11 protein-coding genes are annotated in these 14,670 nt (G+C 53.9%); 5 read left to right on the forward strand and 6 right to left on the reverse strand.

Annotated features, from left to right (window positions below; genetic code table 11):
- Window positions 1–2,106 precede the first annotated feature (2,106 nt).
- Window positions 2,107–2,994, reverse strand: coding sequence for a diguanylate cyclase DgcS (gene dgcS / locus CX650_RS14020; protein WP_308427926.1), 888 nt, complete (start codon window positions 2,992–2,994; stop codon window positions 2,107–2,109).
- A gap of 185 nt (window positions 2,995–3,179) precedes the next feature.
- Here dgcS and CX650_RS14025 point away from each other — a divergent pair, with 185 nt between their 5' ends.
- Window positions 3,180–5,126 (forward strand): monovalent cation:proton antiporter family protein, encoded by a 1,947-nt coding sequence (locus CX650_RS14025; protein WP_101096150.1) that lies wholly within the window; start codon window positions 3,180–3,182, stop codon window positions 5,124–5,126.
- A 156-nt stretch (window positions 5,127–5,282) separates the two neighbouring features.
- Complete coding sequence (locus CX650_RS14030) at window positions 5,283–6,221, forward strand: hypothetical protein (protein ID WP_101096151.1); 939 nt, start codon at window positions 5,283–5,285, stop codon at window positions 6,219–6,221.
- Window positions 6,222–6,228: 7 nt separating this feature from the next.
- On the opposite strand, the gene CX650_RS14035 is transcribed toward CX650_RS14030, so the two are convergent.
- The 4 genes from CX650_RS14035 to xseB all read right to left on the reverse strand — a co-directional run bounded on the left by CX650_RS14035 (window position 6,229) and on the right by xseB (window position 10,523).
- Window positions 6,229–7,353, reverse strand: coding sequence for a patatin-like phospholipase family protein (locus CX650_RS14035; protein ID WP_101096170.1), 1,125 nt, complete (start codon window positions 7,351–7,353; stop codon window positions 6,229–6,231).
- A gap of 161 nt (window positions 7,354–7,514) precedes the next feature.
- The gene (gene dxs, locus CX650_RS14040; RefSeq protein WP_101096152.1) at window positions 7,515–9,380 is read right to left on the reverse strand and encodes a 1-deoxy-D-xylulose-5-phosphate synthase; all 1,866 of its coding nucleotides are present in this window, start codon (window positions 9,378–9,380) and stop codon (window positions 7,515–7,517) included.
- A 21-nt stretch (window positions 9,381–9,401) separates the two neighbouring features.
- On the reverse strand, window positions 9,402–10,283 hold the full coding sequence (gene ispA, locus CX650_RS14045; RefSeq protein ID WP_101096153.1) for a (2E,6E)-farnesyl diphosphate synthase: 882 nt from the start codon (window positions 10,281–10,283) through the stop codon (window positions 9,402–9,404).
- Complete coding sequence (gene xseB, locus CX650_RS14050; protein WP_039036098.1) at window positions 10,284–10,523, reverse strand: exodeoxyribonuclease VII small subunit; 240 nt, start codon at window positions 10,521–10,523, stop codon at window positions 10,284–10,286. It lies immediately after the preceding gene.
- Window positions 10,524–10,918: 395 nt separating this feature from the next.
- Between xseB and pomA the strand changes: the two genes are divergently transcribed.
- From pomA to thiI, 3 genes are all read left to right on the forward strand, one after another.
- Window positions 10,919–11,686, forward strand: coding sequence for a flagellar motor protein PomA (pomA, locus tag CX650_RS14055; protein ID WP_039036099.1), 768 nt, complete (start codon window positions 10,919–10,921; stop codon window positions 11,684–11,686).
- Between the two features lie 4 nt (window positions 11,687–11,690).
- Window positions 11,691–12,626, forward strand: coding sequence for a flagellar motor protein MotB (locus CX650_RS14060; RefSeq protein WP_025887266.1), 936 nt, complete (start codon window positions 11,691–11,693; stop codon window positions 12,624–12,626).
- 162 nt (window positions 12,627–12,788) lie between these two features.
- Window positions 12,789–14,243 carry a tRNA uracil 4-sulfurtransferase ThiI gene (gene thiI / locus CX650_RS14065; RefSeq protein ID WP_039036101.1) on the forward strand — a complete coding sequence of 485 codons (1,455 nt, stop codon included), beginning with the start codon at window positions 12,789–12,791 and terminating at the stop codon, window positions 14,241–14,243.
- A 66-nt stretch (window positions 14,244–14,309) separates the two neighbouring features.
- Here thiI and CX650_RS14070 read toward each other — a convergent pair whose 3' ends face one another.
- Window positions 14,310–14,588, reverse strand: a complete 279-nt coding sequence (locus CX650_RS14070; protein WP_071476304.1) for a hypothetical protein — start codon at window positions 14,586–14,588, stop codon at window positions 14,310–14,312.
- Window positions 14,589–14,670: the final 82 nt, after the last annotated feature.

Consider the following 14,670-nt stretch of genomic DNA (forward strand, 5'->3'; position numbering starts at 1 on the left):
ATAGAAAATCAGTTCTTAGGCACTTACCATGAGCGCTTCAAGCCCTGCAAATAAGGGCCCTAAAACCCAGGTCTTACAAAAAACGTTAAGTAAAGCCATGGCTACCGTACGGGTCCAAACTCTGTTCGTCCCTGCATTCCGCTGAAAACGGAAAAGTGCTGTTTCTGACCTTAAGCTTAAGGAAGTGCTAAAGCCAAGCTATTGAATTAGTTATACAATAGCTTGCATTGAATGTGAAAACAATTAGCCAAAGGTCAAGTTTTGACAAAGGCAACAAAACCCTGATTTGAGGTGTTTTTGAAGCAGAATTGACTGGGTGTTTGCATTCTTCCCTTTTTCGACAGTCATAGTCCCACCAGAACTAGAACCAGAGCCTGAAAATGAGCTGCATTTCTGCAAGCACTTCAGATATTTCAAGCTACTCCATTCTCACAGAATTGCAGCAACTCCCGCTCGAAGCGGCCGCAGAGCGTCGATGACAATCGCGTAGCGAGGCATGGCCGTTCACGGGCGTCCTGCCCTTCACGGCATTGGGACTCCTTGCCCATTCTGCGCCAGTTAATCAGGGGCGAGTGTCGCTTAGCGACGAGCTAACGAGCGCGAAACAGGATGTTGAGCTGGGCCAGAGTCACATGGATGTGACTCTGAGCGTCTGGCGCGATAGCGAATTGGCATCATAAGCACAAGGGGTTTTCCGCTGCGTCGCGGGTCGCTGGGGGTTTGGAAAGGGGGCGAGTCGATACAGCCCCCTTTCCTCGAGTGTGGGGCGAAGCTCCACGACTTTAGGCCGCTGGCACAGCGGCTAATATAGCTTCCAGCTAAAAGTTCCTAAGTTAGTATTGGCCGANAGTGTGGGGCGAAGCTCCGCGACTTTAGGCCGCTGGCACAGCGGCTAATATAGCTTCCAGCTAAAAGTTCCTAAGTTAGTATTGGCCGAGCTTCCGGCCACGGTGTAGTCAATCACCTGCGGTGCGCTCTCGCACAGGCGATCCTGTGACTCGCTGCAAGTACGTCCTTGTAAGCTCTGCCTCGCCATCCCTGGCTCGGAAGGTCACAGTTCCGCCTGTGCCTGGAAATGAGGTGTATGTCTGCAGAACTCTCAAATGTTTCCAGCTACTCAGCGCTAACAGAATTGCACCAGCTCCCCTTCGGTGTCGCCGAAAGCCGCTGGTACAGCGGCTATCATGGCTTTAAGCCAGAACTCACCAATAAACTTGCGTTTAGCTGCCAGCTAAACTGTAGCTCATCACCTGCGGTGCGCTCTCGCACAGGCGATCCTGTGACTCGCTGTGAACCCCTCCCTGGGCGCTCGACGAAAACGTCCCTGTTTTCGACGGTCACAGTTCCGCCTGTGCCTAGAATATGGGCGTATTTCTGTGGGCATATAGGTAGCTTCAAACAAGTTAGTTCTCACAGAATTGCACCAGTCCCCCCTCGGTGTCGCCGACAGCCGTTGGCGCAAATAACGTGGCTGAGGCATGGATGCCGAAGCAGCGCCAGTCGAATCAGGGATGAGCGTCTGAAGCGGTAGTTATTTGCGCCATTAGGCCGAGGGGTTTTCGACACCGTGTGGGGCGGCAAGGGAGATCCAAGAGGGGATTGCTGTTGATCCCTTCTTGGTCGGGTGTGGGGCGAAGCTCCACGACTTTAGGCCGCTGGCACAGCGGCTATCATAGCTTCCAGCTAAAAGTCGCTAATTAGTATTGGCAGGGCCTCCGGCGACGGATGTGTCCCATTACCTGCCGCAGGGATGGGCAGGAAGCCCGAATGCAGTGAAGAACAGGATGTTAGAGAACTGCCTTATGCACAGGCGATCCTGTGACTCGCTGCAAGCACTTCAGATGTTTCAAGCTACTCAGTGCTAACAGAATTGCACCAATCCCCCTCGATGTCGCCGACAGCCGTTGGTGCAAATAACGTGGCTGAGGGCGAATACTCGCCATTAGCGAATACGCTTATGAGCGCGAGCCCCAGATGGATTTGAGTACCAAATCCGCGCGGTTGATATGAAAACCAAGAGAGTCCTCTTGGTCGAGGGGCAAATCGAGGGGCACAGCGCCGCGACTTATAGTCTCGATCGCGGGCTAGTCACAATCGCCGACTGTCTCAGTCGCGGGTCGCGACACAATATCTATTACGGCCGGTGGCCTTGGCGCGATAAAGCGCGCGGTCGGCCTGTTCAAACAGTTGATCCTGATTTATTCCAGCGCTCCAGACGGCGATACCTATGCTGCTGGCTATGCCGTGGCGCTGAAACAGCGGCTCCTTGGTGAGCATTTCGAGCAAGCGTTCGCTCATGCGCACCGCCGACTCCAGATCGCCTTCCACCAACACCACAAACTCATCGCCGCCTATGCGAAAAGCCTGGTCGGCATTACGGATGCCACGCTTAAGCAGCTTGCCAAACTGAGTCAGCACTCTGTCGCCGAACTTGTGCCCGAGACTGTCGTTGAGCTGCTTGAAATTATCCAGGTCAAGCACCGCCAGAGATATTGGGCTGTGGGCTCGTCCGGCTCTTGCGAGCGAGGTGCGGATACACTGACCGAAATAGTGGCGGTTGCCAAGTCCGGTCAGTGAGTCAAACATCGCCTGCTCTGACATCTGCGAATAGGCGATAGCGTTGAACAGTGGCTGCGACAGCAAAATCTCAATCTGCTCAAGTTCCGCCTGTTCTACTGGGCTCAATACTCTTTGCAGCCGGTAGAGTAACTTGGCGGTACCCAGTTTACTGACCAGTTCTCTGCTTACTGTGCTCTGAGAGGTGCGTCCCCAATGAAATTGATGTCCTTGAACTTGTAACTGCACTCCCTGTACCGGCAAATATTGTTGTAACAGTTTGCCATAGCAGGCAAATACTGTCCGCGGATCGAGACTTGCGTGTAACCGTTGAACCGCCTGTAGCAGATCCATTCTGGGGTGGATAGCCTGAGGTTGATCAGACAGATACTGATAGTCTTCAGGGTAAAACTCTGTTGCCAGACCAAAGTCCATCATAAATACTCCAATAAGGCAGAACCTTTTTCTATAGTTAATCTGCAAGATTCGTGCCTGGTCGACCTTGGGCTAATTTGTATCGAGATCTCATTGAGTTAAGCTTTGTAGTGCTAAGTATATTGGGGTGACAAGTATTTGACACTGACAGAATAATGAACTGAACCATTGATAGCGGGGGAGTGTGCATGGAACATGGATTCTTTATCCAGATCCTTCTGATGCTGGTTATCGCCATAACGGCGATAGCTTTGCTCAGGCGCGTAGGCTTACCTGCTATTCTTGCTTATCTGTTGACCGGGGTTATCAGTGGCCCCTCGGGATTCAACTGGTTCTCGCAGCACCAGATGCAATCGGTAGCCGAACTTGGGGTGGTACTGCTGATGTTTACCCTGGGACTGGAATTTTCCGTCCCCAGGCTCTGGGCCATGCGCCGCACTGTATTTGGCCTCGGCAGCGCTCAGGTGGTATTGACCACCTTGCTGGCCATGGGGGCCGGATTACTCTTTATCAGCGACGTGACTCAGGCGCTGGTGATAGGTTCAGTGACGGCTTTGTCTTCCACCGCCATAGTGCTGAAACTGCTTAACGACAAGGGCTGGCTCAAGCGCCGCCATGGCGAACTGTCGGTCAGTGTGTTGCTGTTCCAGGACTTAGCTGTAGTGCCCTTGCTTATTCTGCTGCCTTTGCTGGCCGATGGCAGCGAGTCTTTGACTGTCCTGCAGCTTGGGACTGCGCTGGGGAAGGGGGTCCTGGCCTTTATTGTGTTGATGGCCTTTGGTAAGTGGGCCCTGCCCAAACTGTTTGATGAAGTTGCCCGTTCCCGCTCCAACGAGCTGTTTGTGTTGTCGACTCTGGTAGTCGCGCTCTTGACCGGTGCCTTTACCCAATGGTTGGGGTTGTCCATGGCATTGGGGGCCTTTATGGCCGGGATGCTTCTGGGGGAGAGTCAGTACCGGCGCCAGCTGGAGGCGGATATTCGCCCGTTTCGGGACCTCTTGATGGGACTGTTCTTTATCTCTATTGGTATGTTGCTCGACTTCAGTCTGGTATTGGCCTATTGGTGGCAAATCTTGCTGTTGCTGTTGGCTGTTATAGTCGGTAAGACAGTTATTGTCTTTGCTTTGCTGAGGTTGGTTAAAGAGCCTTTTCGGGTAGCCATGTCTACCGGCCTCAGCCTGGCACAGGTGGGAGAGTTTTCATTCGTGGTGCTGGCACTGGCAGTGAGTTATCAATTGTTGGCGCCCAGTGTCAGTAACACTTTGGTGATGGTGGCCGTACTGTCGATGGCGCTGGCACCGGCATTGGTGCGTCATAGCATAGACATAGCCAGGCTGTTGCAGGGCCTTAAACCCAGGCCGGAACCGGCAGAAAACCTGCCGCCTTTGGATCCCCAGCAAGATCTGGTTCTGCTGCTGGGTTATGGCCGGGTTGGGCAGACCATAGGGCGGTTTCTCAAGGCCGAAGCTATCCCTTTTATTGCCCTCGACCGGGATCCCTCCCGGGTTGCCGAGGCGCGCCGGGCCGGTGAGCCTGTGTATTTCGGCGATGCTTGTAAGCGCAGTTTGCTCAAACAAGCCAATGTGCGCCACGCCAAGAGCATAGTGCTGACCTTTTGTGAGCAGCCGCAGTTGGAAGAGGCCTTGGTGCTGTGCCGGCAATTGGCACCCGAAGCGCGGATCATGGTGCGCACCCGGGATGACAGCGAGCTTGAGCAACTGGAGCAGGCCGGTGCCAGTCAGGTTATTCCGGAAACTCTGGAAGGCAGCTTGATGCTGGTATCTCAGGTGTTGTATCAGTCAGGGGTCCCTTTGTCGCGGATCCTCAAACGGCTGGAGTCGGAGCGGCGCAATCACTATCAGTATCTGCACGGTTTCTTTTCCGGTGAGGAAGCCGACTTCTCTCTCGAGCTACTGCATGCAGTGGCTTTGCCAAGAGGCGCCAGCGCCGTGGGGAAATTCAGTGCCGAGATCCCCTGGCAACAGCTCAGGGTGGAACTGAGAGCAGTGCGCCGCGGCGGCAGGGAGTACGAGCCGCCGGATGAAGATTGGCAGTTTCGCGCCGGTGATACCTTGCTTATTCGCGGCAAGCCCAGAAGGGTGGAGAAAGCCGAAGTTATTTTGCTTCAAGGCTGATTACCCGGCCGCTGGCGTTGGTTTTATTTGCACTTTAAATGGGGTACTCTGCGACCTTTGTGGAGCTGAATGCCGGGAAGGACAGCTTGGCTGCATGTTGCAGCGACTTTTCCTGAATAAGCGCAAACCCGAGTGACTTACAAGGAGTTGGCAACCGTGACCCATGACAGTAATCATGGCCTCGATATCTCGTTCGAGGAACTGTTTGAGATTTTGACTTCTACCCAGCAGCTGCTGTTTTGCCGTGATGGCGATGTGCCGCTGATCCTGCCGGTGAATATCGATGGCAATGAACAGGCCAGTCATTGTTATGCCTACCTTCCCATGATGGATGAGCCTGAGGCGAGTCGGGTGCTTGCAGAGAATCTTAAACAACCGGATGATTACTATCTCAAACCCATTCATTGGCAACGGCTTATTCTGACCGCTCATATCAATGAAGTGCTGTTGCTGGATCTGGCGGGCAAACTCGTGCTGCCGCTGGAAGATCAGCAAGCCTACCTGAGCTATATGGCGGCGCGCCTCAATGGTGAAGACTGCGTGCTGCGGGTCAACAATGTGGAAATCAGCCCTTGGCTCACCGGAGAGGCCGACGCCTGGGAACTGGTGGAAGCACTGTTTGCCCGTCACGCCTCACTCAAGGGGATCTGGCTGGCCGACTGTCTGTGGCAACACGCCGAAGGCAAACCCGGTAAGCTGGTAATTCTCGATGCCGAGCTGGCCAGCTACGAGATGTCGACCGCCTTGCAGGATCAGGCCAAGGCGCTGGGTTATACACTTGTCCAACTGAGAGATTTGACCCTGGATTATCAGTTGGATGCGCTGACCATACTGCCGCCGCTGGTGAGCCGAAGTGATGCGGGGGAAGTGCGTCTCTATGTCGGCGACCCGAACCAGCCCTTTATTCCGTTTCAGCGCCACCAGATAGTGCAAACCATAGTCGACAACCAAGAGAGCGGTTCCCATGGTTTACAGCAGGGGGCTGAGAATATAACCGTGACCGCCAATGAGCGGCAGCAAGGTTCTACACCAACCTTTGCTGTGACTCTGGTCTCAGTGTTGCTGGTGGTGGCCTTACTTATCTTTTTCGCCTGATCCATGCTCAACTGATATCGAAAAAAGCTTTCAATTCATCAATCTGACACATGGCGTCCTGATAACCCAAATCTATCAGGGCGCCTGTGTAGGCGTTCTCAAACAGCAGATAAGACACAATACTGGTGTCCGACTGGCTGTCTATACCAATCAAAGCCAGCAGCCGGCGAATGGCGAAGGGCATCTCTTGATAGTAACGCTTGGCCAGCTCACTGAGATCTTCACTGGGTTTAATCACCAAGGTATCAATCGGCCTCAAATCCAACTGTTGGCGGCTCTGTTCCGGCACCAGCGCCAGAGTGCTGTTGATGCGCCTGAGCCGCTCCAGATCTGAGTTAAGGGTATCGGAAAATATGGTATCCAGCAGATGACCGGCAATGGTGGCCGTCTTGGGATGATAATCCAGTTCAACGGGCGTGTTCTTGTGTGGGCTGTCCAGGTTGATCACCATGATCCGCTTGGCGCCCAGATGTATCGGGCTGGACAGTGGTGCCAATTGATGCACTGAGCCATCGCCATAGTAAGACTGGGACAGCTTAATTGAGGGGAACACCAAAGGAATGGCGGAGCTGGCCATCAGGTGCTCTGTGTGCAGCCGGGTGCGCTCGCCGCTGCGTCTGGCTCTTTGCCAGTTTTCCAATTCCTTGTGGGCCTGAAAGAAGGTCACGGAGCGGGAGCTGTTGTAGCAGGAGGTGTCTATGCTCAGTGCCATCAGGGAGCCGCCGCGGATATTGCGATCGATTCGCTCGAAGTTAATCAGCTCATTGAGCAGTTGCCGCAAGGGTTCATTGTCCAGCAAACTGCCGGCGTCGGTATTGACCAGATCCCCCTGCATGCCACGAAGGGCCATCTTGGCCAGGTGTGCCAGCACGCCGGTATTGGAGGCGCGGTAGACTCTCTCTGTGTGGATATTACGCCAGATCCACTCCAGCTTTCTCAGCCCCAGATGAAAACAGGATGCATGGGTGGCGATAGCGGTGCCATTGATGGCTCCGGCCGAAGTGCCGCAAACAATCTTGAATGGAATGGCGTGATTGCGGGGATAAAACTGCACCAGTGCCTTGAGCACCCCAACCTGATAGGCCGCCCTGGCACCACCGCCCCCCAACACCAAAGCCCTGCTTTCCGGCACAGTGCCTCCTTTGCTAAAGCCCAAAACCATAAGAGAATGCCAAGGTATTATTTTGCAGACACTGCTTGGCTATCTCAGTTTAACTCTAGTTGGCTTTACTGTGGTCGGAGAAGCAAAAACCGCCCTGAGGCGGTTTTTTATAATGATAGCGGATGCTTATCTTATGCGAACCGGTTTTGGATCTGCTCGAGAATGCCACTGGCATCCAGCTTGAGCTCAGTCAGTATCTCTTCCGGTGAGCCGTGCTTGATAAATTCATCCGGCAGGCCAATTTGCAACACAGGCTTGCAGATCCCCTGGCTGGCCAGATACTCGAGCACGCCACTGCCGGCGCCGCCCATGATGGCGTTTTCTTCCACAGTTACCAGCAAGTCATGATTGGCGGCCAGTTCCTTGATCAAATCTTCATCCAAGGGTTTGACAAAGCGCATATCGGCGACTGTGGCATCCAGGCTTTCAGCGGCTTCCAGGCTGGCAGCCAGGGTAGTGCCGAAGTTGAGAATGGCAATCTGTTTGCCCTGGCGTCTGACAAGGCCTTTACCTATCGCCATGGCCGTCATCTCTTCAATCTGCTCGGCGCCGGTTGCATTGCCGCGAGGGTAGCGCACTGCGCTTGGGCCCTTGTCGTAGCAGTAGCCGGTGTAAAGCATCTGCCGACACTCGTTTTCATCGGATGGCGCCATTATCACCATGTTGGGTACGCAGCGCAGATAGCTGAGATCGAAGGCACCCTGATGGGTTGGGCCATCGGCGCCCACAATGCCGCCACGGTCAATGGCAAACAGCACAGGCAGGCGCTGCAGTGCCACATCGTGGATCAACTGATCATAGCCGCGCTGCAGGAAGGTGGAGTAAATGGCCACTACCGGTTTATAGCCTTCACAGGCAAAGCCTGCGCCTAAGGTCACAGCATGTTGCTCGGCGATGGCGGCATCGAAGTATTGCTCGGGGAATTTCTGGGAGAACTCCACCATGCCGGAGCCTTCACGCATGGCCGGGGTGATCCCCAGTACCTTGTCATCCTTGGCGGCGATGTCGCACAACCATTTGCCGAACACCTGGGAAAAACTGGGTTTCCCGGGTTTGGTGACCGGTTTGCAAAATTGTGAAGGGTCAAACTTGGGCACCGCATGCCAGCCGATGGGATCTTTCTCTGCAGGCTCATAACCTTTGCCTTTCTTGGTCATGATATGCAGTACCTGCGGCCCCTTGAGGCTGCGCATGTTACGCAGGGTTTCCACCAGCGCATCCACATCGTGGCCATCGATAGGGCCTATGTAGTTGAATCCCAGCTCTTCAAAAAGGGTTCCCGGAACCACCATGCCTTTAAGGTGTTCCTCGGTGCGGCGCGCCATCTCTTTGATGACGGGCATGCCCTTGAGTACCTTCTTGCCGCCCTCACGTATTGTGGTGTAGAAGCGACCGGACATCAGTTGTGCCAGGTGGTTGTTGAGGGCGCCAACGTTTTCCGAGATAGACATCTCGTTGTCGTTGAGCACCATCAGCATGTCTTTGTGCAGATCGCCGGCGTGATTCATGGCTTCAAATACCATGCCGCCCGTCATGGCGCCATCGCCTATCACGGCCACCACTTTACGGCCGGCTTGCTCTTTATCGGCGGCGACGGCCATTGCCAGCGCGGCGGAAATTGAGGTGCCTGAGTGACCAACACTGAAGGTGTCGTATTCACTCTCTTCCCGCCAAGGGAAAGGATGCAGACCGCCTTTTTGGCGTATGGTAGGCATGCGATCGCGACGACCGGTAAGGATCTTGTGCGGATAGGCTTGATGACCCACATCCCAGACCAGGCGGTCAAAAGGGGTGTTGTAGACATAATGCAGCGCCACGGTCAGTTCGACCGTACCTAAGCCAGAGGCAAAGTGACCGCTCGACATGCCCACAGATTTTAATAAAAACTCCCTGAGCTCGTCGGCCAGCTGAGGGAGCAGGCTTTGTGGAAGTTGACGTAACTCTTCCGGGGTATTGGCCTGTGCCAGCACAGGAAACTGAGTGATATCCAGACTCATAACGAGATACTTTGTCTCTTTTTATACTCTTCGCTCAACGATATAGCGGGCGAATTCGGCAATTAACTGGCTATTGTATGGCAATTTTGCCAGCGCTGATAGTGCATCTTCCAGCAGTTTTTGAGCTGTGGTCTTGGCGCCCTCCAGCCCCAAGAGTTTCGGGTAGGTACTCTTGTTGGCATCGAGATCCGACCCTTGGGGTTTGCCAAGCTCTTCTGTGCTGCCGGTAATATCGAGAATGTCATCCTGTACCTGGAACGCCAGGCCCACGGCATCTGCGTATTCCAGCAGTGCCAGTTCTTCTTTGGCGTCAATATCGGCGGCAATTACCGCAAACTCGACGGCGCAGCGGATAAGGGCCCCTGTCTTCAATCTGTGCAGGGCGGTGAGCTGCGCAAGGGAGATCTCTTTGTCTGTGGCATTGAGATCCTGCGCCTGGCCGCCACACATACCGCGGTAGCCGGAGGCTTTTGCCAGCGCCTGTACCAGACGCAGGTGTTGGCGGTCGCTGAGGCCTTCAATGTCGCTGCTGATAAGTTCAAAGGCCAAGGTTTGCAAGGCATCACCGGCCAGAATAGCGGTGGCTTCGTCAAAGGCGATATGCACAGTTGGCTGACCGCGGCGCAGGGCATCGTCGTCCATGGCTGGCAGATCGTCATGGATCAGCGAATAGGCGTGAATACATTCTATGGCGGCGGCGCAATCATCGAGACGCTCAAGGGGGACGCCGAGCATCTCACCTACAGAGTAGACCAGAAACGGCCGAATACGCTTTCCACCCAGCAGGGCTCCATGACGCATGGCGGCCTTGAGTCTGGGCTCGGTATCATCCAGGGTGTCCAGTATGGTGGCAATTCTTTGATTGACTCTCTGCTGGTATTGGTTAATAGCTTGGGTTAACACTCACTCACCCTCGACTGTAAATGGGCTCAATGGCGCCTGGGGATCCTGTGCAAGCAGTATGGCTACTTTCTGCTGTGCCTGTTCCAGTTTGGCTTGGCTGCTGCGCACCAAACCTATGCCACGTTCGAACTGTTTTAGCGCGTCGTCCAGCGATACTTCACCGCGTTCCAGTTCGACGACTATGCGTTCCAGCTCGTTGAGAGATTCTTCAAAACTCAGATTTTCGGGTTTTTTGGCCACAATCAGTTTCCTTGATGCACCTTGGTTGCCGGCCCATTCCTGCGACCTGATTGGCACGGTGCAAAGGTAAAAGGAGAGAGGGAGGGCTGCAGGTGTCTTGGCGTTATGTTCAGCGTGACACAAGGTATATCAGGGCGCGATAAGGGTCAAATTGAAGCGCCCGTTATTTGCTCAACAGCACGCTTTGTCGCTGATTTTTTTTAGAGAAAATTAAAATCTTCCTAAACTTGCTTAAGCCCTGTCCGATAACTCAAAATAGAAACTATTGAAAATTATCATATTCATCTCCTGTGAATAGCCAAGATCCTATATCACCCTTTGGGGCGGATCGGCTTGTATGGGATAGAGATCCCGGCCACACTGTGTCGGGTCTGCTTTAGAGGTGAGGAGCCACTGTGGATTTAGCAACCCTGATAGGACTGGTAGGTGCTTTTGCTTTTATTATCATGGCAATGGTCAGCAGTGGCGGCATTGCCATCTTTATCGATGTACCCTCTGTATTGATCGTGCTTGTCGGCTCGCTGTTTGTGGTGATGATGAAGTTCAACCTCAAACAGTTTTTAGGGGCGGTCAAGATTGCCGCCAAGGCGTTTATGTTCAAACTGGACAAACCTGAAGAGTTGATTGAACAGTCGGTTACCATGGCAGACGCTGCCCGTAAAGGGGGCTTTCTGGCGCTGGAAGAGGCGCAAATTTCCAACAGTTTTATGCAAAAAGCGGTTGATATGCTGGTGGATGGCCATGACGGCGATGTGGTGCGTGAAGCGCTGGAGAAAGATATTCAACTGACCGAAGAGCGCCATAAGGCGGGGATCAGTATCTTCAAGGCTCTGGGTGATGTGGCACCGGCTATGGGTATGATAGGTACTCTGATTGGTCTGGTGGCCATGTTGTCCAACATGGATGATCCCAAATCCATCGGCCCGGCAATGGCGGTGGCCTTGTTGACCACCTTGTACGGCGCCATTATTGCCAATATGGTGGCGATCCCGATTGCCGATAAACTGGCGCTGCGGATGAACGAAGAGATGCTTAACCGCAATCTGATTATGGACGCTGTACTGGCTATTCAGGATGGCCAGAACCCCAGGGTGATTGAGGGCTTCCTCAAAAACTACCTGTCAGAGAAACAGCGCAAAATAGATACAACGGACGGAGAGTAGCACTATGGCCAAGCCCAAGTGTGATTGTCCGCCACCCGGTGCACCCATGTGGCTGGCAACCTTTGCCGACCTGATGTCGCTGCTGATGTGTTTCTTCGTGTTGCTGCTGGCTTTCTCTGAAATGGATGTCATGAAGTTCAAACAGATAGCCGGCTCGATGAAATACGCCTTCGGGGTGCAGAACAAGGTGGAAGTGAAAGATATTCCCAAAGGCACCTCAGTGATTGCGCTGGAGTTTCGCCCCGGACGTCCGGATCCCACCCCGATTGAAATAATTAACCAGCAAACCAACGAGATGACCCAGCAGATCCTCGAGTATCAGGAAGGGGATGACGACAGTGCCGGTGGCGTGCAGCAGCAAAGGGGCGAGCAGCGTGGCGGCGAGGCTTCGGCCACGGCGCAAGAGCAGGCCGAAGACAAGAAGACCCAGGAGCAGCAGGCAGCTCAGGATCAGATTAACGAGCAGGTCAAGAAGATGGCCGAGGCGCTCAACAAAGAGATAGTGGACGGCGCTATTGAAATCGAGTCTCTGGGACAGCAGATTATCATCCGTATTCGGGAGAAGGGCGCCTTTGCCTCAGGTTCGGGTTTCCTGCAGCCCAGGTTCAAGCCTGTGGTGCAGGCGGTTGGTGAGCTACTCAAAGATGTGCCCGGGATCATCACTGTCTCCGGCCACACCGATGACATGCAGATAAGCAATGAGCTGTACAGTTCCAACTGGGACCTGTCCAGCCAGCGGGCGGTGGCCGTGGCCCACGAATTGGTCAAGGTGCCCGGCTTTGATGCCAGCAGAATGAAAGTGGTGGGCATGGCCTCCACTGCGCCTTTGGTGCCCAACGACTCGCCGGAGAATCGCGCCCGTAACCGCAGGGTGGAAATCTCCATTGAGCAGGGCAAGGCCAAAGAGTCTGATGAGATTGAAGTCGATCCCAATCTTTGATGGCGCAGCAGCATCGGAATCACAGCAGCCTGAAAACGGCTGCTTTTTTTGGGCATCTGCAATCCGGACACGGCTTTGGCGTGGCAAATCTCTGTGCCAGTTAGCGGGTCTTTGTTATAATCCCACGATTGCTGTTTGAAATTTTTTTTCCTCGGGATCCCCATGAAGTTTATCGTAAAGCTGTATCCAGAAATCATGATGAAGAGTAAACCGGTAAGAATGCGTTTTACCAAGATGCTCGAGTCCAATATCCGCAATGTACTCAAAAAAGTGGATGAAGACGCTGCCGTTACCCGTCAGTGGGATCGGATTATGGTGCAGGTTCCCAAAGACAAACCCCAGCTAAAGCAAGTGTTTGCCGAGCGTTTAGCTTGTATTCCCGGGATTTCTACCATCAGCCAGGTCAATGAATACAACTTTGAAACTGTTGATGATATCTACCAGCATGCTCTCAAGGTGTATGCTGACGAGCTGGCGGGTAAGACCTTCTGTGTCCGCGCCAAGCGCAGCGGCAAGCACGACTTCAGTTCGCAGGATGTGGAGCGTTATGTAGGTGGTGGCCTGAACCAGTTTACCGAAGCTGCCGGTGTGCGCCTCAAAGACCCGGATATGACCATTCATCTGGAGATCAACAACGACAAACTCTACCTGGTAGAGAAAAAGATCCCCGGGCTTGGTGGATTCCCGATCGCGACCCAGGAAGATGTGCTGTCCCTGATCTCAGGCGGTTTTGACTCAGGGGTATCCAGTTTCCAATTTATCAAGAAGGGTTCCCGTACCCACTACTGCTTCTTCAACCTGGGCGGTGCCCAGCACGAAATCGGAGTTAAGCAGGTGGCGCACCATTTGTGGAAGACCTATGGCGAGTCGCATAAAGTCAAGTTTGTGACCGTTCCCTTTGAGCCCGTAGTGGCCGAAATCCTCGAGCGTATAGACAATGGCCTGATGGGCGTCATACTCAAGCGGATGATGATGCGCGCTGCGGCCAGGGTGGCGGAGCGTATGGGGGTTCAGGCACTGGTCACAGGTGAGAGCCTGGGACAGGTATCCAGCCAAACCTTGACCAACCTCAATGTGATTGACCGTTGTGTCGATACCCTGATCCTCAGACCTTTGATCACCATGGACAAGCAGGACATCATCAACGAGAGCCGCAAGATAGGTACGGAAGACTTTGCCAAGTCCATGCCTGAATACTGCGGCGTGATTTCACAAAAACCCACGGTCAAGGCAGTATTGTCCAAGGTCGAAGCCGAGGAAACCAAGTTTTCTGAAGATCTGCTGGACAGGATTATCGCCGATGCCGTGGTTATGGATATTCGGGAGATAGCAACCGACATGGATACCAAAGTAACGGAAACCGAAACCGTCGCCAGTGTCGGCCAGGGTGAAGTGGTGCTGGATATCAGGGCGCCGGAAGAGGAAGAGAGCAAGCCGTTGCAACTGGAAGGTGCCGAGATAGTTCATATTCCTTTCTTTAAACTGGCCAGCGCCTTTGCCGAGCTCGATAGCAGCAAGACCTATCTGCTCTATTGCGACCGCGGCGTGATGAGCAAACTGCAGGCGCTCTACCTTCAGGAGCAAGGGCATGGTAACGTCAAGGTTTACCGCCCTTGATAAGCAAAAAGCCGCCTCTATTGAGGCGGCTTTTTGCTGCTGACGTTCAGCGAAGTCCTTTGGGGCTCAGTTAAGCTGAACCTTTGATGGACTGGCTGTAGCGTCTTCGGCCAACAGCAGTGTCGGCTCGTCCAGCGCATGGGTTCTGAGCTCTTCGCCGCTGGCGGCAATGTTACGGCTCAGCTCCTGCTCAAGCAGTTTGAAGTCTATCTGCACCGCAGGGGCTTCGACAGCGACTCTGGGCAGTGGACGAGCTTGCGTTGGCGCAGAAAGGTTTTCCGCGGCCACTGCGCTGGTGCTCATGCCAAGCAGCAGGAGCACAAAAGCGGATTTAAAGTTCAACATGGGATGCCTCCGGGTGAGAACGGGCACTGAGTGCCAGTGTCAGACCTTCCCTTCGACTGCTCAGAGATTGTCTGAATATTCA

The sequence above is a fragment of the Shewanella indica genome, assembly GCF_002836975.1.
Lineage (GTDB): Bacteria > Pseudomonadota > Gammaproteobacteria > Enterobacterales > Shewanellaceae > Shewanella > Shewanella indica.